Below are 22664 nucleotides of genomic sequence, written 5' to 3'. Positions count from 1 at the left end.
AAATGATGCTGCTTTGGATTTGTGTGGGCTGGATTTTAGGCCTTACGACAATGGGGTGGGGAAAGACCGAATATTATATTTCGGCGGGTTTTGCCTGTCTGATTATGTTGCTATGGATAGCCATCTACCGCATTTTTCTTTCCAGAATACATCTGGTTTATATCCGTTTTTTCATTATTCTTTTATCAATAGGCTTAAGTTTCATCTTGGGACAAGGCTATGCCAATCAGGCTTTGGATCAGCGATTACAGCGAGTTGAACGAGAACAAAAGCCACAAGAAGTGATTGTTCATATTTCTCGGCTGAATAAAATCAGTCCTTATAGTATCCAGCAACCGCTCACTGTATTAAAAGCTGATGGAACAATGGTGCAATGGCTGGGAACACTGAAACATGAAGGTCCGGTTCAGGCAACTTATCTTGATAAAGAGCCTTTGGCTTTAGGGCATTATTACCGGTTGTTTGGCGAAATTCGTCCAGCTCATGCCTATGCCACTCCGGGTGCCTTTGATGTTGAGAAATGGTATATGGAGCAGAATTATATGACTGGGTTTCGTATCCGGCAGATTCAACCTTTAACTCAGCAAGAGCTCTATGCACTCGGTTTTTCTTCACATCTCAGGCAACAGCAGAGCTTAAGTTCCCAGTTTTTACTCTGGATTGAGCGGAAACGGCTCGAGCTCAGACATTTTATTTATCGGCAACCCCTTAATAATAAAGGCTTAACATTAGCTTTGCTGACAGGAGATGAAAGTCTACTGAATCCAGAAACTGAACAACAGTTTCGCCGTTTTGGCATGAGCCATTTATTAGCGATTTCTGGACCGCATGTTGTGATTTTTGCCCTGATTTTTTGCGCCAGTTTACAGTTTCTGGTTGCCAAATTTGTGCCACATCTCTATCTGAAATGGCCCAAACAATATTTTCTAAGTCTACCCTTTCTCTTGTGTGTTTTGCTGTACTGTGCTTTTGTGGGGTTTGAAATTCCTGCACTGCGGACATTGCTGATCTGCGTTATTGTGACTATATCGATTTGGTTCAGGCTGCATATTCAACCATTGAAACTATTGATCCTGAGTGCAGCAATATTATTGTTGTTTGATCCCTTTAGTATTTTATCTGCTGCCTTCTGGCTGTCCTATGGCGCCTGTTTTGTTCTGTTAAGAATTTATCAGACTCTAGAACGACAACCACTGGGTGAGGTTCAGAATTTAAAGCAACGGTTATTCTTTGCTGGCAAGATTCTGGTGGAATCACAGTGGAAAATTTTTATAGCCCTTTTTCCGTTGATGATTATTTTCTTTAAGCAGATTGCCTGGATTGCGCCAATCAGTAATCTGTTTGCGATCCCTTGGATTGGCTTGCTGATTGTGCCGCTAGATATTATCGCAGCTTTATTTTTCTTTATGGCTGAACCGCTGGCTGCTTTGGTCTTTCAAATAAATAACTTGTTTATTAGTGGCTTATTAGGCTTGCTAAATTTTCTTGATCATTTATTTTCACCTGAATTAATTTCTGTCGCGATGACACCGTGGATGCTATTGCTTAGTATTCTGATACTTTTGATTCTCTTTATGCCACAAGGTCTAGTTCCAAAAGCATGGGCTGCTTGCGGGATTTTTCCTATGATTGCATTGCCATTTTATAGCCATCCATTTCAACTGGCTGTCTTAGATGTAGGGCAAGGTCAGTCGATTTTTGTCCGCCAAGGTCAACACAGCATGTTAATTGATACGGGTGGGAATTATGATGAAAACCGTTTTAGTGTGGGGGAGCAGATCATCCTACCATTTTTATCTGTGCAAGGTGTTTCCAGACTAGATCAGCTGATCTTGACCCATTTGGATCAGGACCATAGCGGTGCCTATCTGCATATTCGTGACCGGCTAAAGGTAAAAGAAATTCTGTCTAGTGAACGACCTGAACTGAATACAAGTATGAAATTTCAATACTGTCGGCAAGGGCAGACCTGGGACTGGAATGAAAAGATTTATTTTCAGATCTTGTCCCCAAAACCTGAAGCATTGAATTCTATTTATGCGAATAAGAATGAAAATTCTTGTGTGATCCATCTTCAGGTCAAGGATGCTTGGCCTTATCAAAACTTTTTATTGATGGGAGATGGTGGTTGGGAAACTGAATATCAATTATTACAACAATATGCCGATTTAAAAGTGGATGTGCTGGTCTTGGGGCATCATGGCAGTCAGCACAGCTCATCCTATCAGTTTTTGCAGCATTATCGTCCACAGTTAACAATAGCATCTGCTGGACGCTTTAATCGTTACGGACATCCTAGTAGCCTGACTCAGGCTAGATTAAATGATCTGAATATTCCCTTACTTAATACAGCACAGCAGGGAAGTGTTGAATTTATCTTAAATAGTAATAATAAAATGCAACTAGAAGCCTATCGAGACAAGTATAAATGGCTAAAACACAAATCGGCTAGACTTCAGCCTGAGTAGAAGCAATAGGATTTTGTTTTGTTTCTAAGGCAAACTGTGCTTGTTTATCTTGGTAAGCTTTACGGAGATCATTGATTTTTATCAAGGCTTCTTCATGTGGAATATTATAAATATCACCGAGTACATGATGGGCTTTAAAACGCTTATAGCTCCAGTGATAATGTTCTGGATATCGCTGGATCAGCTCTTCCATTTTTTTAAAGATAATTTCTGTGCCGTGATTGGGTGTTGTTGTATAAATCTGCTCATCCAAAGATTCTATAAACATGTCAAAACCACCATTTGCGTTACGCATAGCATAGAGGAACAGACATTTGGCCTGGGTTTTCTGAATCAATTTAGCCGTAAGATTACTGGAACTCAGTGGCACACCAAAGAAGGGAACATATTCACCCCCGATATTTGGCGTATGATCAGGCAGGATCACAGTAGTCCCCCCTTGTTTTAAGGCTTTAAAAATCTGACGAACTCCACTTTCATCAGTTGGCAATAGGGTTGCCTGTTCACGACCACGTGCTTCACGTACAAATTCATCGGCAGCAGGATCTTTGACTGGCTTATACATGATGCTCATTTGGGTATACTGGGCCATATAAGCATTCATGATTTCCCAGGTACCAAAATGTGGAACGACCAATACCAATCCTTTTTGAGCGGATAAAGCTTCTTTAAGTAGACCTTCACCTTCTACTTTATGGATACGCTCAATATTCTTTTCATTACTACTTCCCCAAATATTGAAAAACTCGAAATAAGACATCAGCTCATTGCGGATTGCAGCACGCGTTACCTTTTCGCGTTCTTCTTCTGAAAGTTCAGGTAAACTGATTTTCAGATTGAATCGAATCTGTTCAGAGGTTTTAGAGGTCTTTAATAAATTTACAATGCCTGCAAGACTGCTTGCCATGAATCGCATGACAGGAAGCGGAAGTCGGCTGACAAATTTAAGCAAACCATAGGTGGAATTGTTTGAGCTTGATGCAGACATTGAGGTTAAGTGAATCACAAATAAGGAATAATAGAAAATTATTATAGGATAAAACGATCCATTTAGACAGAATTACCTCAATCAGTGTATATAATGGGCATAATATAATTATGTGTTGGATTGTTTATGTCCGATTGGCCACCAAAACCTGATAATCAAAAACAAACTACACCACAGCCTCAACAACCGACAGGCCCAGAGTGGAAACTGCTGGAAAAAGCAGTACTTGCTTCAGTAGAAGAACAGCGACGCGCCCGTCGTTGGGGGATCTTTTTTAAATTCCTGACTTTTGCTTATTTGTTGTTTATTATTCTGCTAATGGGTAAAAGCTGTAGTACCAGTTCGACGGATGTCAGTACCACCTCGGGTGAGCATCTCGCAGTGATTGATATTATAGGTACCATCGCAGCCGATAAACAAAGCGTAAATAGCAACAACACCATCAAGTCGCTGAAAAAAGCTTATGCCAATAAACAGGTCAAAGCTGTCGTATTGAATATCAACTCTCCGGGCGGTTCACCGGTACAGTCTGATGAAATCTGGCAGGAAATCCAGTATCTGAAAAAACAGTATCCGCAGAAAAAACTTTATGCAGTGATTGGTGATACAGGTGCTTCAGGTGCTTACTACATTGCTTCAGCAGCAGATGAAATTATCGTCAATCCATCGAGTCTGGTCGGTTCGATAGGGGTAATCATGCCAAACTATGGTGTGAATAACCTGATGCAGAAATTGGGTGTGGAAGACCGTACGATGACCTCTGGTGAAAATAAAGCGATTCTCTCCATGACTCAACCCGTGGATGCTGCTCAAAAAGCGCATGTGCAAGGGGTGCTGGATAATGTCCATGCGCACTTTATCAATGCTGTGAAGCAAGGTCGTGGTGCCAAGTTGAAATCGAAAGATCCCGCTATTTTCTCCGGTCTGTTCTGGACAGGGGAACAAGCGGTCAAACTTGGTATCGCAGACCGCACTGGCAGTTTACAAACCCTGAAACGCGAGCTGAAAACTGAAAAAGCCCTGAATTACACCATTGAATATAGTCCATTGGAGTCTGTTCTTGGTCGTATGGGCGCACAGTTCGGTGAAGGTATTGCGACCTCAATTGCACAAAAACTCAGTACTGAAAGTCAAGCTAAACTGCAATGAAGCCACTGATTCATTTTGCGCACGCCAATGGTGTGCCTTCTCGTGTCTACCAGAAGCTGTTTGATAGCCTCCAAGATGATTTTGATATTATCTATGTACCACTCTTGGGCCCAGACAAACGTTACCCGATTGATAATCACTGGAAAAGTCTGACCCAGCAGGTGATTGATAGCATTGTTTGTCAAGCTAAAGGTCGTCCCGTTATTGGATTAGGGCATTCATTGGGTTCAGTACTGACTTTTCAGGCAGCATTAAAACAGCCTGAACTGTTTAGTCAGGTGGTTATGCTGGATCCCCCAATGATTATGGGTAAGGAAGCATTTGCTTTGCATATTGCCAAGCTATTCAAGCTCAAGGCATTGGATCAGATGTCTCCGGCAGGATTGTCCAGACGCCGTCGTGATCATTGGGAATCACGTGAACAGGCGGCAGAATTATTGCGTCCTAAAGGTTTTTATCAGGATTTTGATCCAGATTGCTTTCAAGCCTATATGGACTATGCGTTAGTTGAAGACCGAGTGCGGGGCGGAGTGGAGCTTACCATCCCGAAAATGGACGAAGTAAAAATTTTCCGAACCAATCCATCGCTATGGTGGCTTCCTCAAGCCAAACCTCAAGTACCTGTACAGCAGATTGTTGCGAAAAAAGGACCATTTTTAGCACGCAATTTTCCACAAAAAATGCAGAAAAAGTTTGGGATTCCTTTTGAAGTGTTTCAGGGAGGACATATGTTCCCGCTGGAGCAACCATTGGAAGTCGCGGAGCTGATTAAACAGCTAATTCAAAAGCAGTCTTAAAGTATTCTGTTATAAATAAAAAACGCATCCTCGGATGCGTTTTTTATGCAGTTTAAAACTTAAAATTTACAGAACTGTACCGGCTCATGCATCGGCTGACCGCGATAAGTCACCCCAGTTTCCGTATGCTGAATGGTACCTGTACAGATCCATTCCACCACTTGAGGGTAAATCAGATGTTCAAGTACATGTACTCGCTGCGCCAAGCTATGTGCAGTATCCTGATGGGATACTTTTAACACGCCTTGTGCCAGTGCCTGACCAGCATCCAGTTCTGCTGTCACATAATGTACGGTACATCCATGCAGGACATCACCGGTATTCAGTACCCGTTGATGGGTATGCATACCTTTGTAATTTGGCAGTAGAGAAGGGTGGATATTGACCATTTTTCCTTCCCAGGCTTTAACAAATTTTTCACTTAAAATTCGCATAAAGCCTGCCAGTACTACCAGATCCACATTCCAATCTAACAGTTGCTGATGCATGACATCATCAAAAGCTTCGCGGTTTGGATACTGTTTGTGTTCAATCACCGCAGTCTGGATCCCAGCCTGTTGGGCACGGGTTAAGGCATATGCTTCAGGCTTGTTGGAAATTATCCCGACAATTTGCCCTGAGAGATTGGCATCAATCAGGGCCTGCAGGTTGGATCCACTGCCTGAAACAAGAACAGCAATTTTAGTCATGCGATTATGCGAAGATCACGCGGATTTTTTCATCAGCGCCTTCTACAGACTCAGCATTGTCCACAATGTGACCCATTGCCCATGCTTTTTCGCCTAAGTTGTTTAGCACTTCAATGGATTTATCCGCATCAGCGGCATCTACAGCCAGTACCATGCCCACGCCACAGTTGAAGGTGCGGTACATTTCAAACTGTTCTACACCACCTTCGCGTTGTAACAGTTTGAACAGTTCTGGCCATTCCCAAGAAGATTCATTAATCACTGCTTGAGCACCATTTGGTAGTACACGCGGTAGGTTGCCTGGCAAGCCACCACCAGTGATGTGTGCCATGGCATGCACATCAACCTGTTTTAGCAGTTTAAGAATCGATTTGACATAGATACGGGTTGGTTCCATTGCTGCATCAGCAAGAGGACGCCCATCTACGAGCTGGTTTAAATCAACATTCTTCACTTCAAGAATTTTACGTAGCAGCGAGTAACCGTTAGAGTGAGCGCCTGAAGAAGCTACACCAATCAGTACATCACCTGCTTTGACTTTAGAACCATCAATAATTTTGCTTTGCTCAACGACACCGACACAGAAACCTGCCAGGTCATAGTCTTCGCCTTCATACATACCTGGCATTTCAGCAGTTTCACCGCCTACCAATGCACAGCCTGCAAGCTCACACCCTTTACCGATACCAGTCACGACATTTGCAGCAACATCAACATTCAGGTGACCCGTTGCATAGTAGTCCAGGAAGAACAGTGGTTCAGCACCACACACCAGAAGATCGTTCACACACATTGCTACCAGATCCTGACCAATGGTGTCATGACGGTTTAAATTCAGTGCTAAACGTAATTTTGTACCAACACCATCGGTGCCAGATACGAGAACAGGCTCTTCATAACCTTTAGGGATTTTACAAAGTGCACCAAAGCCACCTAGGCCGCCCATAACTTCAGGACGGGAAGTACGCTTTGCGACAGATTTGATACGGTCGACTAACGCGTCGCCCGCTTCAATATCGACACCTGCATCTTTGTAGCTTAAACCAGTGTTTGGGGTAGAAGTTGAGTTGCTCATAATGAAGTCTCCGCATTCGCGGCGCTGATTATACCTGAATATACGAAACTCTTATGTTATTTATGCCCTAAAATGTTATCTTTATTAAAATATTTTACTTTTTATAACGATTAATAGAGAAAAGGCGAGATTAGATGGTAGATCGTACCTTACGTCGCATTTTTATCCTGGCTGGTATTGCCTTGATTGCGTGGGTGTTATACCTGCTGAAACCTGTGGTCATTCCGTTTGTTGGTGCATTTTTGCTCGCTTATCTCTTTAGTCCTTTAGTTAATCGCCTACATCATATTGGTCTGCCGCGTTGGCTCTCTATCAGTATTGTTTTTATTGGGATTGGTGTGGTTTTAACTTTAGCAATGTGGTATCTGGTGCCATTGGTGTGGAAACAGCTCATGTATGCGCGTGACAGTATTCCAGCCGGAATTCACTGGATTAATTATACATTTTTGCCTTGGTTATCTAGCACTTTTAATCTGGTTCCAATGGAAATCGATACTGCACAGATTTCTGATGTGGTGATGGATTATGTGCAAACTAACTATAGTGCTGACAGTATTCAGGCCGTGGCACTGAAACTGGCTCAATCTGGGATTAGCTTTATTCAGGTTGGTGGAACCATTGTTCTGATTCCGATTATTGCTTTCTATTTCTTGCTGGACTGGGAGCGCATGCTCGATAGCTTACGCCGTCTCATTCCACGACCTTATGAAAAAAGCACAATGGAAATTGTGGGTGAATGTCATGAAGTCCTGGGTGCCTTTGTGAAAGGCCAGTTTTTGGTGATGGTTCTACTTGGGGTGGTTTACGCGGTCGGTTTGCAGCTAATAGGTCTGGAAGTTGGTCTAATCATCGGTATGGTGGCTGGTCTGTGCAGTATTATTCCTTACCTCGGTTTTGCCGTAGGTATCATCGCAGCGATGGTTGCGACCTTATTCCAATTTGGCATCGACTGGTGGCAATTAGTGCTGGTAGGGATCGTGTTTATGGTTGGACAGGCCGTAGAGGGTTATATCCTGCAACCATTTTTGTTGGGTGATAAAATTGGTCTATCACCGGTTGCTGTAGTATTCGCGGTATTGGCTGGTGCGCAATTAGCCGGTTTCTTGGGTATGCTGATTGCTCTGCCGGTCGCAGCTGTAATCGTTGTATTACTTCGTCATGCACGTGAATTCTATGAAAAAAGTGCGATGTACGGCCAACAGGCTATGGTAGTACAGGATGCTTCTACCGGATCAGTGAATATCGAAACCTCAGACATGAATGTAGATGTTGAACTGAAACCATCCGAAGTGAAAACACTGCAAGCTGATGAAAAACCGAGTAAGATTGAAGAAAACTAGCTTAAAGATGGATAGGCCAAATAATAGATATGCGTCAATTGCAACTTGATATTGAACCCCAGCTCGATGCCCGAATCAGTGATTTTTCGGGTCCCGGATGGGGACATGTGATTGATGCAATCCGTCAGTTACATGCAGGCCTGATTAAACAGTTTTATGTTTATGGTGGAGCAGGTACGGGGAAAAGTCATCTGCTCTCTGCGATCTGTGATTCGTATCTGGAAGTAGGTAAAACTGCAATTCAGGTTTCCTTGCTCGAACTCTTGGATGCACCAACTGAAGCGATTACTTCATTAGACCGATATGATCTGGTTGCTTTGGATGATATTGAGGCCATTAGTGGTGTACCACACTGGCAAAAAGCAGTTTTTCATTTGATTAATAACAATAATGAGGGGGGAGGGCAATTGGTCTTTTCTTCTCGTGTAGCACCGATTGAGCTGAAATTGGAACTTCCGGATTTACAGTCACGTTTGACACAAGCAGTGAGTACCCGTGTACCGAATGGCAGTTTATATGCGGACCGTTTTGCTTTAGTGACTTCTGTACTTGATCGACGTGGAATTCATTTAGATCAGCAAATTCTTGATTACTTATTAAATCATGGCCCTCATCAAACTTCGGTTCTTTTACAAACTTTAGAGCAGATTATTCAACTACTTAAAGGGGAAAAATTGAAGGTCAGCAATGCGAATTTGCGCCAGATTTATGCTTTGATTGATGAATATCGTTAATAAATAAAAATCTTGAGTAATTAATCAAATTATGACAAATTAGAGCAAAATAATTTAAATTTCGCCAGGATAGGCGATGTTTTGAATAAAAAATAAAGAATTTAAAAACAGGAGAAAGTCATGCTCAAGAAGAGCTTAGGCATTGGTTTGCTATGCATGATGGGGCATGCTTACGGTGCTGACATTGTTGTTACTACGACTGAAGATATTGTTAAGGATGATAAGGAATGTTCACTTCGTGAAGCTATTGAATATGTGAATCTCGGTTTGGCCAAAGAAGGTTATATGGGCTGTGGTGGGGAAAATTCAACAGCAAATATTTTACTTACAGATAAAAAAAACTACCTCCTGAATAAACATATAGAAATTAAAAAATCTCTAAATATTAAGTCCGTTGATGAAGATAGTAATGTAGTGACAGACCGTAACCGTGTTCAAGGTCTATACAATGCACGCATTAAGATGAAGGGAAAGGATAATATTTTCCGTATACTAAGTGGAGATGACTTTGTTTCAGTGACATTTAAAGAACTTGATTTAGAAGGGTGTGGGCAATCAAGTTGTGCTGTAGAAGGGGGGATAGTCTATAACAAAGGTAAGGCAACATTTGAGTATGTGAAATTAAGCCACGGCAATGCATCTAAAGGTGGTGCGATTTATAATGTGGGTAATTTCGGAAATTATCTAGGTTCCATTGAGGTTCGCAGTAGTTTAATCATTGAAAATGAAGCGACCGAAGGTGCTGTGCTCTATAGTGAACATCCGAGCTATTCAATTCAACAAAGTGTCATACGTAAGAATAAAACGACTGCTTCAAACAGTGTAAACATATTTACTAAAGCCCCTTTTTCAGCTTTAAATCCTGATGATTTACGAGTAGGCGCAGCTCGTATTGTAAGTAGTACTCTGGTACAAAATACAGGAAATATTTTAAATCTGGTCGATGGTATTATAGCGAATAATCTTACAATTGTTGATAACCAAGGTGCAGGGGTGCTTTTACAAGCACCATATGCTAAGGCATATCTAGCAAATAGCATTATTTTAAAAAACCATCAGGACTGTGTTTTTAATAATGATAAATCTTTAATACAAAATAACTTGACTAGTATAAGTTGTGGTGATGGTAGCAATGAAGCACCAAACCAAATTTATAAAGGGACACAACTAATCGCAACTAAAGATGGTAGCAGTCAAGGTAGCTGTTTAAGTTTAAGAGAGAATAATCGTTCAGAATTGTGTCCATTTGAAACAGCTGAAAATACATTTTTAGGTTATATGCGTCCCCGTATCTTATTAAATTATAGGTCAATTAAAGAATCACCAATTGTGAATGCTGGTAGTTCAACAATAGCAGAAAATGTATTATCTTGTGAGTCTTCCGATCAACGAGGCACGAACCGGTCCTTTAATAATGCAGAATGTGATAGAGGTGCGATTGAAATTATAGTCCCAACATCTGGTCAGTTGACAGGTCAGGATTTAAAAGCTGGAGAAATTGCAAAATTTTCTATTGCAAAATTTTTAGGGGATAGCGATCTGATTCCCAAAGAAGAATGTAATTCCATTATTGGTAAGAATCCAAATAATGAGCCGTGGCAAGATGGTTGTTTGCGTATTGTACAAACCAAAACTCCATCAAAAGGGTCAACACAAATCGATATTCATGGCAATTTAGTGTATACCCCAGATTCGGCTTGGCATGGTGCAGATATTTTTGAAGTGCAAGTAGTTACGAGTTCGACACGCTTTAACGTCTCAAAACCATATTTACCTATCACAACACAAATTGTGCAAGAACCCGATAATAAATTTGAAGATAAGACAGTAAAAACATCGGGCGGTTCATTAGGTATATTGGGAATACTAGGATTACTGAGCTTAATTAGCTTACGTGGTTTGCGTAAAAATTAAGGATAAAATAATGCAAAATTATAAAAAAGGAATATTAGCGCTAGCTGTAGTTTCGGCAATGAGTTTGATGGCAGCTGAGGATAAAACTATTCGGGTCACAACATTGGTAGATGAAGATGGGGAAAATGCCAGTGCTTGTTCATTACGTGAAGCAATTAAAACTGCAAAATTAGACAAATCATATGGTGGTTGTAATGTTGGTCGCACACTTCGTTTAGATGGAAGTGCACCTGACCAAATCCAGCTCAAAGCCGGTACTTATAAAATTGACCGTGAACTCGTTGTTGAATCTGCAATCAACATTTATGGTGAAAGCGCATTTAATTATACAGAGCGTAGCCCAATTACCCTACTTTATCCAAAAAAAGAAGCGCTTAAAACAGTCATTGATGCACAAGGCAAATCCCGTATTTTTAATACGGTTGAAAGCCAAGCTGCTCTAAATGTTTATCAGATTTCTATCCGAAATGGACGAGCTGTCAAGAATTCAAATGTAGTCAATAGTGGAAATGGTGGTGCTTTATATGTTGCAGGGCCACTTGGTATTTATAGCAGTGAAATTATCGGTTCATCTGCCGATGTGAATGGCGGTGCCATTTATGCGATAAGTCAGAATGGACAAAAGACAGTTACCATTAATGACAGTCGTATTGAAAAAAACAAGGCTCAACAATTCGGCAGTGTATTTGCAATGGAATGTAGCGCCAATTTAGCAAATACAGAGTTGGGGTTGCAGGTATCCAATTCAAGCCTTATTCGTAATGGTGCACTATCAGATCAAAGTATTTTTGATTTCTGTGGTTACGCTACAAGCAGTTTCTTAAATTCGACAATTGCTCAGAACCAGACAGGGGGCTATGTATTTAATTTTGTGAATAGAGCAGATAAACCCCTTCATTCAAGTTCTAATTTAAGTTTAAGCAGTAATACCATTGTTGAGAATACTGCGAAATCAGTATTGTTCTATGACAACGTCGGTGCAAAGCTTTTAAGTTATAACGTGCTCGCGTATAACGCTGGAAAATCTTGTGAATATGCTTTAAATGGAGGCAATCCAAGTCTAAATCAAAATATTCTTTTCGCACATGTGCAAAATGCTTTCGAATTAACAGGCAAGTCTCAATGTGTATTACCAGAACGATCATCAGAACAGACTGCAACGCAGCTTATTGACTTATCTGCTGTCAGCATGAGTAGTGTACTCAGTAAGTTCTTGGAACCTGCGGTAGATAATCGATATCTTGGTATTTACTATCCACGTGATAATAAAACGGCAAATGATTTAGTGGATGTGAAAGGCGAAGGTTGTGAAGCAACAGATCAACGTGGTATCAGCCGAGATGTAGGTATGTCTCTGAGATTGAACCCCGATCAGGCCAATAGCTGTGAGATTGGTGCGGTTGAAATACGTAATTTAATGGCAGGTGATGTTGAAGACTTAAAAAATTCATCACATATAGAGCTGATGGACTTTTATCAATCCAATATCGATGAATTGGAAGCATTAATTGAAGATCAAAATACACCAAAAGAAGAATTGGCAGGATTAAAAGAGGAGCTAAAAGAGTATCAGGATCTCAAATCCTATACGGAGAAGTTCCGAAAATATCGTGCAATTTATATTGATCCATTTAAACAGTCGACTTTACAAGAAGCTTTTGATGGTTCAAACATTAAAGTTACAGCATTAAATGCCTCGAATTATAATGTAAGTACGAAAGTACTAGGTGTGGGTGCACTTGCAGGTGAAGGGAATTCCTTAAAATTAGATGGCTATGAGGACCCTGCGCTGAAGTGTGAATGGAAAACGGGCCTTAATCGTATAATGATGTATCGTACGGATGGCAAAGTTACCAGTGCAACCGATCAGGAATTCTGTACTTATACCTTAGTTGATAAAAATACCAATGCGAAAAGTTCAGGTGTTCTTGCAGCATCTTTTGTCAACATTGCACCGATTGCAAAAAATGATTTTTACAAAATTAGCCCTGATAGTGGTTTAACGATTACAGTTAATCCTTTAGAAAATGACAGTGATGAAGGGGATGGTGATCGTAGCACAGCACAAGGAAAGCCAGCCTTTTATAAAGACAAAGATGGTAAGGAAATTCCAATCCGTATTGTCAGTTTACCTTCTGGTGTAACTTTGAAAGCTGAGCGTGAAGGGCCATGTCCTGGTGACTATCAGCGAGAAACTTGCTATGGCGGCAAGCTTACTTTTAGTGTAAATAATAACCTGAGCCAGTTTAGCTATAGCATGGACTATAATGTCTTTGATGCAGATGAAATGATGTCAAACACAGCAACAATTGTATTAGAGAATACTGCAAAAAATACGAATACTTCATCTAGTGGTGGCGGCTCATTTGGCATCTGGGGATTATTTGGATTGTTGGGCTTAGCTGGATATCGTCGATTCAAAAATTAATATAATAATATTAAATAAAAAGCCTCCAGATGGAGGCTTTTTTATTACTTATTTAGAGGGAGATGAATTCTATAAATGAAGATAAATTAATGCTCAGTAACTATAAGATGTTTGTTGATATACTCTTCTCGAATAGCCTGGCGCTGTTCTGGAGAGGCTTTTTGCATACGTGATGCCAGTTCTCTACGTTCATGGGTGCTCATGCGCTGCCAAGTTTCACGCATTTTCTGTTTTTCAGCTTCAGGTAGCTGGGTAAACCAGTCCATGCGTTGCTGCAGGTTTACACTTTGTTGTGCTGGAAGTTCTTTCAAAGTTTGATAACGTTTGATTAATGCTGCCTGTTCTGAATCAGATAAGCTATCCCAGGTTTCACTGACTTGTGTATTGGCATCTTTAGAAAAAATCCAGAAGCGTTCGAAGCCTGCAAAACTAGTTTGCAGAAAGCCAAAAGCACAAAAAGCAATCGCCAGTTTCTTAGCTGCCATGTGGCACCTTGTCCTCACCTAAAACCATGAGCATTTCCAAGTCCTCTACCATTTGAGGAGAAAGCTTAGGAGTGGAAACAACCTGAGTTTGAGGTTCATCATGAGTGGCAATATTCGGTAATACAACTATGCCAGCAATAGCCGCTGCGAGAGCAAAGCCCGACATTTTCAGAAAGGCAAAACGGGATTCTTTAGTGTCCTGAATTTCTTCAAGTACACGGTTCATCACAACAGCTTTGCCCTTGTGCTGTTGTGCCATACCATCAAGTTTGGAAGTTACTTGCTTTAAGAAATCATCTTGATTCATTCGGATGACCCTCCCAGAAATGGATCGAGGTGTGCAAGTGAGGCACGTAGACCTTGGATTGCACGGTGATAGTGGGTTTTTACACTGCCTTCGCTGCAGTTCATAATCTGTGCGGTTGTGTGGGTATCAAAGCCTTCCCATGCCCGGAGCATAAAGGCCTGTTGTTGACGGACAGGCAACTGTGAAATTGCCTGTTGAATTTCTTCAGCAGTCACAGCCTGATCCAGAAATTCCAGAGGTGAAGGCGTAGTTTCATCGACGAGATCATCGAGTTCTGACTCATCATCTAGCTGAATTTTCTTGAAAAAGGAAAATGGCTGAGCACGACGGGCTTCTTTCCGCCGCCAGTCCTGTAACTTGTGATTCAAAATGGTGTAAAACAGCGGATACCATTCTTCGGTCGAACGGTCGGCATATGATTTATGCAGGGAAATGAAGGCTTCCTGAACCAGATCCATGGCAATGCCATGCTGGCCTTGAGTGGCACTTTCCATCATCACTAAGGCACGACCCGTCACATCCTGCATGAAATTCTTCAGGCGTGACTCAGCCGTACTCTTAAGAGTACTCGCATCTTGAGCCTTCAGCTGTTTTGGTGCTAAATCCATAGAGATGGAAAATCCCGTCATTGGATACCCACCATTATTTCCAAGTACATATTCATATAACGTTAGAAATAATGGTTCGGTTGACATTACACATGATTATTTTTCTAGTGTAATCTATTTTTTATACAGGTCGCTGAGAAATACAATAAAGTAACTGAAAATGCAGGTTTAGATGCGTTGACGGACCATTTCAAAGAAGCAGATGGAACCGGCAATCGCCACATTCAGGGATTCCTGACCACCTGGTTGTGGAATGGTCACGGCTTCTGCGTGTTCTAGGGCATAGTCAGAAACGCCTTGGCCTTCATTGCCTAAAATCCAGACACAAGGTTTACGCAAGTCTTTACTATACAGGCTGCTAGAACGGTGTGAACTGGTCACATAGACTGGAATTTTGAAATTATCTAATACATCTTTAAGTTCCACATTTTCAAAGCATTGCAATGAAAAATGCGCACCCATCCCGGCACGTAACACACGTGGCGACCATAGTGACGCCGAACCTTTGGTGCAGATGATCTGGTCAATACCCGCAGCAGCAGCAGAGCGGAGCAGGGTGCCGACATTGCCTGGATCCTGTACGTTTTCCAGAATTAGGGTATCCGCCGTGTAATCGACTGCTTGGCTAGAACTTGGAATATCGACAATCGCCATACAGGCCAGTGAAGTACCGAGGGTACTCAGGTCCTTATAAAGTGATTCGCCAATCACAAAAACCACACCGGTGTATTTTTGCAGAATGGTGTCAAAGTCTGGATGTTTCAGGGCATTTTCTGTCGTGAAAATAGAGTTAATTTTCTTATTTTCATGTAGCCATGCAAGACACAGATGTGTACCTTCCAGTACGGTTTGTCCTTGTTTTTTTCGATACGAATTCTGCTCAATCAGCCCCCTAAGGTGCTTGATTTTCGGATTGTCTTTGGATTCAAGGAAGATAGTTGGCATGGGAGAGAAGTCCACGGCAGTCAGTAGCGTACCAACTGCCGTTTAAAAAGATTAATTGTGGTAGCTGGTTACAAGATCAACTTCGTTTTTAGAACCGATGATCACAGGAACACGCTGATGCAGCTCAGATGGCTGAATGTCCAGAATACGCACACGACCAGTCGTTGATGCACCGCCAGCCTGTTCAATCAGCATACTCATTGGGTTTGCTTCATACATCAGACGCAGACGACCGGCTTTTTTCGGATCTTTAAAGTCGTATGGGTACATAAAGATCCCGCTACGGCACAGGATGCGGTGAATATCACCCACCATACATGCAACCCAACGCATATTGAAGTCTTTTTCACGTGGACCAGTTTTACCAGCCAGCAGTTCGTCGATATAGCGTTTTACTGGAGCTTCCCAGTGACGTTGGTTTGATGCATTAATCGCATATTCTTTAGTATCTGCAGCAACCTGAACGCCTTCAGCAGTCAGCAGGAATTCTTTGGTTTCAGGATCAAAGGTGAAGAACACGGTACCTGCACCGACAGTCAGCGCCAGCATGGTTGAAGGGCCATACAGAACATAACCTGCAGCAACCTGATTTACACCGGGTTGCAGGAAGTCTTCAGCCTGAGTCACCGCATTTTTTGCCGGCAGGATCGAGAAAATCGTACCGACACACATATTGATGTCGATGTTGCTGGAACCATCGAGTGGATCAAACAATACTAGATACTGACCATTTTCCTGAGCAGTAGTGAATTCATCCAGTTCTTCAGAAGCTAGGCCACCAACGTTTGGATGCACTTTTAATGCATTGATGAGATAGTCATTAGAAATAACATCCAGTTTCTTCTGCTCTTCACCTTGCACATTTTCATGCTGAGCACTGCCCAATACACCAGCCAATGCACCCTTTTGTAAAGCCTGATCAATTGACTTACAAGTATTTGCTATTGTTTCAATTACTTGTGCAAGTTCAGGGGTGAGATTCCCAGTTTTATTCTGTAAAAATTGGGAAAGGCTGAGGTTAGACATGTCAGGAAAGCTCCGAATCAGGATTTATCAGAATGATAAAAATGTTATTGCGTCATATTTTAGATGAGAACGGAGTAAAAGAAAAATTAAACTGCGACTATTTGCTATGATTTTACACTTGCAACTCGGCTAGAAAATGCTATGTTGATGGAGAAAGGAAAATATCGGTACAGGAGCACAAAGATGACGACATTAAAATTTGATGCGACTCCAACGCCAAGCGAAGCCATTAATTTAGACGAAATTTCTGAAGAAACGATGAAGGAAGCCTGGAAGGCTTACGAGGCTAAACCGGAGTACAAAAAGTTCAACAAACATGACATGATTGAATCGCTGCAGCCCAAAAAAGAAAATGCAGTAAAATAATCATTCAAAATTTTCAACATCCATAAAAAAGCACTCATTGGTGAGTGCTTTTTTATTTTCTGACTGAAAATGCTTATTTCAGCAGAGGTGGTACCGCTTCGTAGTTAATTTCTACACGGCGGTTCTTCTGCCAAGCGCTTTCGTCATGGCCTGGATCAACCGGCATTTCTTTACCATAGCTTACCGCTTCCAGTTGGCCCGCATTCACACCGGTGGTGATCAGGAAGCTTTCTACAGCCTTGGCACGGCGTTCACCGAGTGCCATGTTGTATTCACGGGTACCACGTTCATCGGTATGGCCAGTTAAAGCCACACGTGAGTTGGCGTTAGCCATCAGGAACTGTGCATGTGCTTGCAGAGTACGGATGTCTTCATTTGACAGTTCGCTGCTGTCATAGTCGAAGTACACCACACGTTTTGCCAGGTAAGCTTTATTTTCAGCAGTCACACCTTTAGAAGATGCACCAGCCAGGCTTTGTGCATTCAGGGCTGCATCTTCACTTAAGCCTTGGGTATCAACAGTGGTTGCTGAACCTGGTGCAACGTCACCAGTTTGAACTTCGGTTGCAGGTTTACGGCTGGCACAGCCGGTCATGACCAGTGCAGCAGTCAGTAATGGAAGTGCGAATAGTTGTACTTTTTTCATCTTCATCTCCATGAAGTTTGATTAATGTTAAAGCATGAAATTATTTTGGTGCCCAAGCTGGTTCACGAACTTCACCTTGTTCGCTAGGCAGGTTCATACGGAACCGGCCGTCCAGTGACATGATCGATAACAGACCACGTGAACCTTCACGAGTGGCATACACCACCATTTGACCATTCGGTGAGAAGCTTGGCGATTCATCCAGACTGGTTGGAGTCAGGATATTATTCACGCCTGAGTTCATATCTTGGATGGCAACTTTGTAATTGCTACCGCTAGGACGATGAACTAATGCAAGTTTCTTACCATCAGCACTTAAAGAACCACGGGCATTGAACGCACCACGGAAGGTAATCCGTTTGGTGCTACTGGTATTAAAATCGTAACGATAAATCTGTGGTGTGCCACCGCGGTCTGATGTGAAGATGAACGATTTTCCATCCGGCGCATAACGCGCTTCAGTATCAATGGCTGAGTCATTGGTCATGCGTTTCAACTGACGGGTTTCCAGATTCATTTCATAGATTTCAGGATTGCCATGCATCGATGCGGTGAACAGCATGCTCTTGCCATCTGGTGAGAAACTTGGTGCACCATTCAGGCCACGGAAGCTGGCCAATTTTTCACGTTGACCGGTTGCCAGATTCTGCAAATAAATGGCTGGGCGCTTAGTTTCAAATGAAACATAGGCAATCTTTTTCGCATCCGGTGTCCAGGCTGGAGACAAGATTGGATCACGTGAAGTCAAAATGGTTTTTGGCTGTTCACCATCTGTGTCAGCAATTTGCAGGGTATAACGCTGATCGGGAGTTGCAGGGTTACGCAGTACATAAGCGATACGGCCACTAAAATCACCCGGAATGCCGGTTAATGCTTGGAAAATCGCATCACTGATCATGTGGGCAGCCTGACGGGTACGGGTTGCCGGAACTGTCAGCAGTTCATTTAATAAGTACTGTTTTTTCTCGATGTCATACAGCTGGTACTGGATTTCATATGAGCCATCAGCATTGGTCTTGGAAGAACCGGTCACTACATAAGGTACACCGGCTGCAGCCCAGGCATCCGCATTCGGGTTATTCAGGCTCGCTGTTGCCGGCAGGTTTTTTGAAGCACTGGTAAACTTGCCAGAACGGTTCAGGTCATTTTCCACAATTGGATAAATGCTCTGGTCTTGACTAAACGGGACAATCGCAATCTTCGGCGCCGCTTCCGGTGCTTTGGTAATTTCCAGATGTAATTGCGCCTGAGTCTGGGTGGCAGTGATTGAACCCAGAGCAGTGAATATGGCAAGGCAGAGTAGGTGTTTACGCGTTTTTTCCATCATTCGTTATTTACTCAAATCAACGGATTTATTCTGAATATGATTGCGTCACATCATCGCATGGATTTCATAAAAATAAACTATCCAGCCATGATCAAACTGTTATAACACTGTGAAAAGTGAATATTATTTTGCCGCTTTTCACTGCAGTTTATCTTAAAAAAGCAAAAGCCATAACCGTTTTGCTGGTTATGGCTTAAATTTTTATTGTGCAGTGAAGGTAGAGGTGAAACTCCGAGCTTCACGGCGTGCATCCGGATCGGACGGCATTGGGTATGGTGCAGCAGCACGAACCGCAGCTTCCACACTGGCTTTCATGTCCGGATCGCTGGCATTGACGATTACAGAAACCACGGAACCGCTGTCACTCAAGGTCACTCGGGCAGTGGCTTTCTGACCGGAAGATCCCGCTGGAATATCCCAGGCACGTTTAATCTTGTTCTCGAAGTCGCGTTTTGCACTGGAGGCGATGCGTTTAGCTTCAGCCTTTTTGTGTGCAGCTTCTTCAGCAGCTTTTTTAGCGGCAGATGCTTTGGCTTCGGCTTCCGCATGAGTCTTTGCTTCAGCATCTGCTTTACGTTTGGCCTCGGCTTCCGCCGCAGCTTTACGTTTGGCATCCGCATCGGCTTTGGCTTTTGCCTCTGCAGCCGCTTTATTTTTCGCGGTAGCATCTGCTTTAGCTTTTGCATCTGCTTCTGCTTTTTTGTGTTTCGCTTCAGCTTCAGCAGCAGCTTTTTTCGCAGCATCCGCTTTTTGCTTGGCTTGTTGTTCAGCCTTATGCTTCGCTTCCGCATCTGCCTTAGCTTTTGCCTCAGCAGCCGCTTTTTGTTTTGCGGCAGCATCTGCTTTAGCTTTTGCATCTGCTTCGGCCTTGGCTTTGGCCTGAGCTTCAAGTTTCTGTTTGGCTGCTAAATCGGCTTTACGTTGTGCTTCGAGGCGAGCTTTTTCCGCAGCATCTGCTTTTTGCTTGGCCTGCTGCTCAGCACGACGCGCGGCTTCCTGCTCAGCTTTAGATTTTTGTGCTGCCTCGGCTTTTGCTCGAGTGGCTTCCTGTTTAGCCTGTTCCGCAGCTTCGGCACGTTTGGCCGCTTCGGCAGCCTGCTGTTCAGCTTTCTGTTGCGCTGCTGCAGCTGCCTTGGCTTCCTGGATAGCCTTTTGGGTATCCACTTTTGGTGCTGGTGGCGTTACAGGAGGAACCTCAGCAGGCGCAGTGGTTGGAATTTCCGGTGCTGCTTCCGGTGTTGGTTCAGCAGTCTGGGTGATCTGTTCTGCGACATTTTCATGCGCAGTTTCATCAAATTCAGTTTCTTCACGTGTGACCGGTTTCAGGTCTTCCGGATTGACCAGGATGGTTTTGATCTGCTTCGGTGGTTGAGGCGGTTTACTCATGCCCAGATAAAGCAATCCCACCACAGCGATTGCATGGATGCCGATGGTAAATCCGATTGCAAGCGCTTTCTGTTGAGAAGGTGGCTTATTGAAATCTTTCATATATTACTTTAAAGGTGCGGTGAGTAAGCCGACTTGTGCCAGACCAGCATCCTGGAGAGCGGACATCAACTGCATGACTTCACCATAAGGACGTGACTGGCTACCGTTAATGAGCACGCTGAACTGTTTACTGTTTGATTGAGCTTCATTTTGCGCAGTAGTCAGCACAGTTTTTAGCTCATTCAGTGTCAGGATTTCATCACTGTGATTTTTATCTTTGAGTTTTAACGAGCCATCTTCCATTAAAGAAACGATAATTGGGTCTTCATTTGCCTGAATAGGATTGTTATTAGCCTGAGGCAAATCGACTTTTACCCCGGTGGTGATCATCGGTGCTGTCACCATAAAAATCACCAGCAGCACCAACATAACGTCAATATAAGGTACGACGTTCATGTCACTTTTTAATGGTTTCTTAATACGCTCAAAGCGTCCTGAACGTTGAATTGCCATTAGTCTTGGTCCTGAGTCTGGCCAAGTGACTGACGTTGTAACAGGGCAACCATTTCTTCGGCAAACAGGGCACGGTCAGAGTAAAGCGCTTCACCTTTAGCAGTGTAGTGGTTAAATGCCAGTACCGCTGGAATTGCTGCAAACAGACCAATCGCAGTTGCAATCAGGGCTTCAGCAATGCCGGGTGCTACGGTTGCCAGTGTCACCTGATCAACTTCTGACAAGCCAATAAAGGCATTCATGATGCCCCAGACTGTACCAAACAGACCGACATAAGGGGCAACTGAACCAATACTTGCCAGTGCGCCTAAACCTTGCTCTAAAGTGCCCTGATCACGGCTTAAACCGACACGCAGAATGCGTTCAGTGCCTTCAATGGTCTGGGCTTGAGAAGCATTGCGTTTTTTTAGTTTCAGGAATTCCCCCAGACCTTGATAGAAGATATCTTCCAGGCCAGTACGTTTGGAATTCAACTGGGCATTGTTATACAGGGTATTCAGTTCAGCACCAGACCAGAAAATTTTCTGGAAATGTTCATCTTCTGCCTGGGCCTTTTTATAACTCATGTAGAGCCTAGCAATCAGGTACCAGCTGTAGAGCGATGCCAGTAAAAGAGACAGCATAACCAGTTGTACGACAGGGCTTGCTTGTAAAATCAGATCTGATACTTGTAGGGATGATGCTAACTCGGTTGCCATAGTGCTTACATGTGCCAATTCATTTTTTTAATCTTGTTCCAATTCTTTTCGAATCAGGTCGCGTATTTCATCAGGCAGGCGACGTGGACGCATATCAGCGCCGATACAAGCCAGCTCGACCTCACCCGATGCAAGCATGATTTCACCACGATAAATATTCTGTTGCAATACAAAAGATGAAGCTTTAAGTGAAATTACACTCGCAGTGACGGTAATTAAGTCATCCATCAGAATTGGACGTGAATATTTGACGTTAATTTTGTGCACGACAAAGTTGTAATCTTTCTGATGCCAGTAATGGCTGATGCCAGAAGCGCGTAACCATTCGGTACGGGTGCGTTCCATAAAGCGAATATGATTGGCGTGATAGACAATGCCACCTGCATCTGTGTCTTCAATATAAACGCGGATATTGAATTCAAATTTATTCGCCATAATGATGTTCCATTGGTTTTACTGCAGATTGATGCTGCTTTCTTCACCTAATTTTGCGTGTAGAATTTGCTCAAATTAGGCTACAAGTCAAGTGATATGAGGCTTGGCAGTTTAGCACACTGACTTTTTTGACCAATGGCACAAGATTTCAAAGACGTGAGAAATTTTGCCTATGAATGGTTTTGATTGGTAATCTTTTTAAGATGATCTAGAGCTTTATAAACTTACGCCAATCTCAACTTTTTAAGTCATTGAAATAAAAAGGACATAACCTCATTTTAAATCCGTCTATGAAAAT

At 42.7% G+C, this 22664-nt stretch carries 22 protein-coding genes; 8 read left to right on the top strand and 14 right to left on the bottom strand.

Going from position 1 to position 22664, the window contains the following annotated elements:
- Positions 1 to 5: 5 nt before the first annotated feature.
- Positions 6 to 2468: a DNA internalization-related competence protein ComEC/Rec2 gene (locus GW12_RS01875; RefSeq protein ID WP_034582710.1), complete on the top strand. Its 2463-nt coding sequence runs from the start codon at positions 6 to 8 to the stop codon at positions 2466 to 2468.
- Here GW12_RS01875 and GW12_RS01870 read toward each other — a convergent pair.
- Positions 2449 to 3456 carry a lysophospholipid acyltransferase family protein gene (locus GW12_RS01870; RefSeq protein ID WP_034582682.1) on the bottom strand — a complete coding sequence of 336 codons (1008 nt, stop codon included), beginning with the start codon at positions 3454 to 3456 and terminating at the stop codon, positions 2449 to 2451. The genes GW12_RS01875 and GW12_RS01870 overlap by 20 nt on opposite strands.
- A gap of 126 nt (positions 3457 to 3582) precedes the next feature.
- Between GW12_RS01870 and sppA the strand changes: the two genes are divergently transcribed.
- Entirely contained in the window at positions 3583 to 4605 is a 1023-nt protein-coding gene (gene sppA, locus GW12_RS01865) for a signal peptide peptidase SppA (RefSeq protein ID WP_034582680.1), read from the top strand.
- On the top strand, positions 4602 to 5402 hold the full coding sequence (locus tag GW12_RS01860) for an alpha/beta fold hydrolase (protein ID WP_034582677.1): 801 nt from the start codon (positions 4602 to 4604) through the stop codon (positions 5400 to 5402). Before sppA ends, GW12_RS01860 begins: the two co-directional genes overlap by 4 nt.
- Before the next feature lie 59 nt (positions 5403 to 5461).
- On the opposite strand, the gene purN is transcribed toward GW12_RS01860, so the two are convergent.
- On the bottom strand, positions 5462 to 6091 hold the full coding sequence (purN, locus tag GW12_RS01855; RefSeq protein WP_034582674.1) for a phosphoribosylglycinamide formyltransferase: 630 nt from the start codon (positions 6089 to 6091) through the stop codon (positions 5462 to 5464).
- Positions 6092 to 6095: 4 nt separating this feature from the next.
- Positions 6096 to 7166: a phosphoribosylformylglycinamidine cyclo-ligase gene (purM, locus tag GW12_RS01850; RefSeq protein ID WP_034582671.1), complete on the bottom strand. Its 1071-nt coding sequence runs from the start codon at positions 7164 to 7166 to the stop codon at positions 6096 to 6098.
- A 134-nt stretch (positions 7167 to 7300) separates the two neighbouring features.
- Here purM and cxpE point away from each other — a divergent pair, with 134 nt between their 5' ends.
- From cxpE to GW12_RS01830, 4 genes are all read left to right on the top strand, one after another.
- The gene (gene cxpE, locus GW12_RS01845; RefSeq protein WP_034582668.1) at positions 7301 to 8506 is read left to right on the top strand and encodes a chloramphenicol efflux transporter CxpE; all 1206 of its coding nucleotides are present in this window, start codon (positions 7301 to 7303) and stop codon (positions 8504 to 8506) included.
- Between the two features lie 29 nt (positions 8507 to 8535).
- Entirely contained in the window at positions 8536 to 9240 is a 705-nt protein-coding gene (gene hda / locus GW12_RS01840) for a DnaA regulatory inactivator Hda (protein ID WP_034582666.1), read from the top strand.
- 120 nt (positions 9241 to 9360) lie between these two features.
- Positions 9361 to 11154, top strand: coding sequence for a rhombotarget A (gene rbtA / locus GW12_RS01835; protein WP_034582663.1), 1794 nt, complete (start codon positions 9361 to 9363; stop codon positions 11152 to 11154).
- A 10-nt stretch (positions 11155 to 11164) separates the two neighbouring features.
- On the top strand, positions 11165 to 13582 hold the full coding sequence (locus GW12_RS01830; protein ID WP_034582660.1) for a CSLREA domain-containing protein: 2418 nt from the start codon (positions 11165 to 11167) through the stop codon (positions 13580 to 13582).
- Positions 13583 to 13668: 86 nt separating this feature from the next.
- On the opposite strand, the gene GW12_RS01825 is transcribed toward GW12_RS01830, so the two are convergent.
- From GW12_RS01825 to GW12_RS01805, 5 genes are all read right to left on the bottom strand, one after another.
- On the bottom strand, positions 13669 to 14067 hold the full coding sequence (locus GW12_RS01825) for a DUF3106 domain-containing protein (RefSeq protein WP_034582657.1): 399 nt from the start codon (positions 14065 to 14067) through the stop codon (positions 13669 to 13671).
- Positions 14057 to 14374 carry a hypothetical protein gene (locus GW12_RS01820; protein ID WP_034582654.1) on the bottom strand — a complete coding sequence of 106 codons (318 nt, stop codon included), beginning with the start codon at positions 14372 to 14374 and terminating at the stop codon, positions 14057 to 14059. The genes GW12_RS01825 and GW12_RS01820 overlap by 11 nt, the downstream gene beginning before the upstream one ends.
- Positions 14371 to 14982 carry an RNA polymerase sigma factor gene (locus tag GW12_RS01815; RefSeq protein WP_034582651.1) on the bottom strand — a complete coding sequence of 204 codons (612 nt, stop codon included), beginning with the start codon at positions 14980 to 14982 and terminating at the stop codon, positions 14371 to 14373. Before GW12_RS01815 ends, GW12_RS01820 begins: the two co-directional genes overlap by 4 nt.
- A 168-nt stretch (positions 14983 to 15150) precedes the next feature.
- Positions 15151 to 15927, bottom strand: a complete 777-nt coding sequence (locus GW12_RS01810; RefSeq protein ID WP_034582648.1) for an RNA methyltransferase — start codon at positions 15925 to 15927, stop codon at positions 15151 to 15153.
- 51 nt (positions 15928 to 15978) lie between these two features.
- On the bottom strand, positions 15979 to 16953 hold the full coding sequence (locus GW12_RS01805) for a class 1 fructose-bisphosphatase (protein ID WP_034582644.1): 975 nt from the start codon (positions 16951 to 16953) through the stop codon (positions 15979 to 15981).
- Positions 16954 to 17136: 183 nt separating this feature from the next.
- Here GW12_RS01805 and GW12_RS01800 point away from each other — a divergent pair, with 183 nt between their 5' ends.
- Complete coding sequence (locus tag GW12_RS01800) at positions 17137 to 17319, top strand: NF038105 family protein (RefSeq protein ID WP_034582643.1); 183 nt, start codon at positions 17137 to 17139, stop codon at positions 17317 to 17319.
- 73 nt (positions 17320 to 17392) lie between these two features.
- Here GW12_RS01800 and pal read toward each other — a convergent pair whose 3' ends face one another.
- The 6 genes from pal to ybgC form a co-directional block, all read right to left on the bottom strand.
- Positions 17393 to 17965, bottom strand: coding sequence for a peptidoglycan-associated lipoprotein Pal (gene pal / locus GW12_RS01795; protein ID WP_034582642.1), 573 nt, complete (start codon positions 17963 to 17965; stop codon positions 17393 to 17395).
- Positions 17966 to 18005: 40 nt separating this feature from the next.
- A complete protein-coding gene (tolB, locus tag GW12_RS01790) occupies positions 18006 to 19289 on the bottom strand; it encodes a Tol-Pal system beta propeller repeat protein TolB (RefSeq protein WP_171077647.1) in 1284 nt (427 codons plus the stop codon).
- 204 nt (positions 19290 to 19493) lie between these two features.
- Positions 19494 to 20780, bottom strand: a complete 1287-nt coding sequence (tolA, locus tag GW12_RS01785; protein ID WP_034582638.1) for a cell envelope integrity protein TolA — start codon at positions 20778 to 20780, stop codon at positions 19494 to 19496.
- 3 nt (positions 20781 to 20783) lie between these two features.
- Positions 20784 to 21233 carry a protein TolR gene (tolR, locus tag GW12_RS01780; protein ID WP_034582636.1) on the bottom strand — a complete coding sequence of 150 codons (450 nt, stop codon included), beginning with the start codon at positions 21231 to 21233 and terminating at the stop codon, positions 20784 to 20786.
- The gene (gene tolQ, locus GW12_RS01775; RefSeq protein ID WP_034582633.1) at positions 21233 to 21931 is read right to left on the bottom strand and encodes a protein TolQ; all 699 of its coding nucleotides are present in this window, start codon (positions 21929 to 21931) and stop codon (positions 21233 to 21235) included. Before tolQ ends, tolR begins: the two co-directional genes overlap by 1 nt.
- A 27-nt stretch (positions 21932 to 21958) precedes the next feature.
- Positions 21959 to 22366: a tol-pal system-associated acyl-CoA thioesterase gene (gene ybgC / locus GW12_RS01770; RefSeq protein WP_034582631.1), complete on the bottom strand. Its 408-nt coding sequence runs from the start codon at positions 22364 to 22366 to the stop codon at positions 21959 to 21961.
- Between the last annotated feature and the right edge of the window lie 298 nt (positions 22367 to 22664).

It is taken from the genome of Acinetobacter sp. HR7, assembly GCF_000773685.1.
Taxonomy (GTDB): Bacteria; Pseudomonadota; Gammaproteobacteria; order Pseudomonadales; family Moraxellaceae; genus Acinetobacter; species Acinetobacter thermotolerans.
This window is presented reverse-complemented; position numbering and strand designations above follow the sequence as displayed.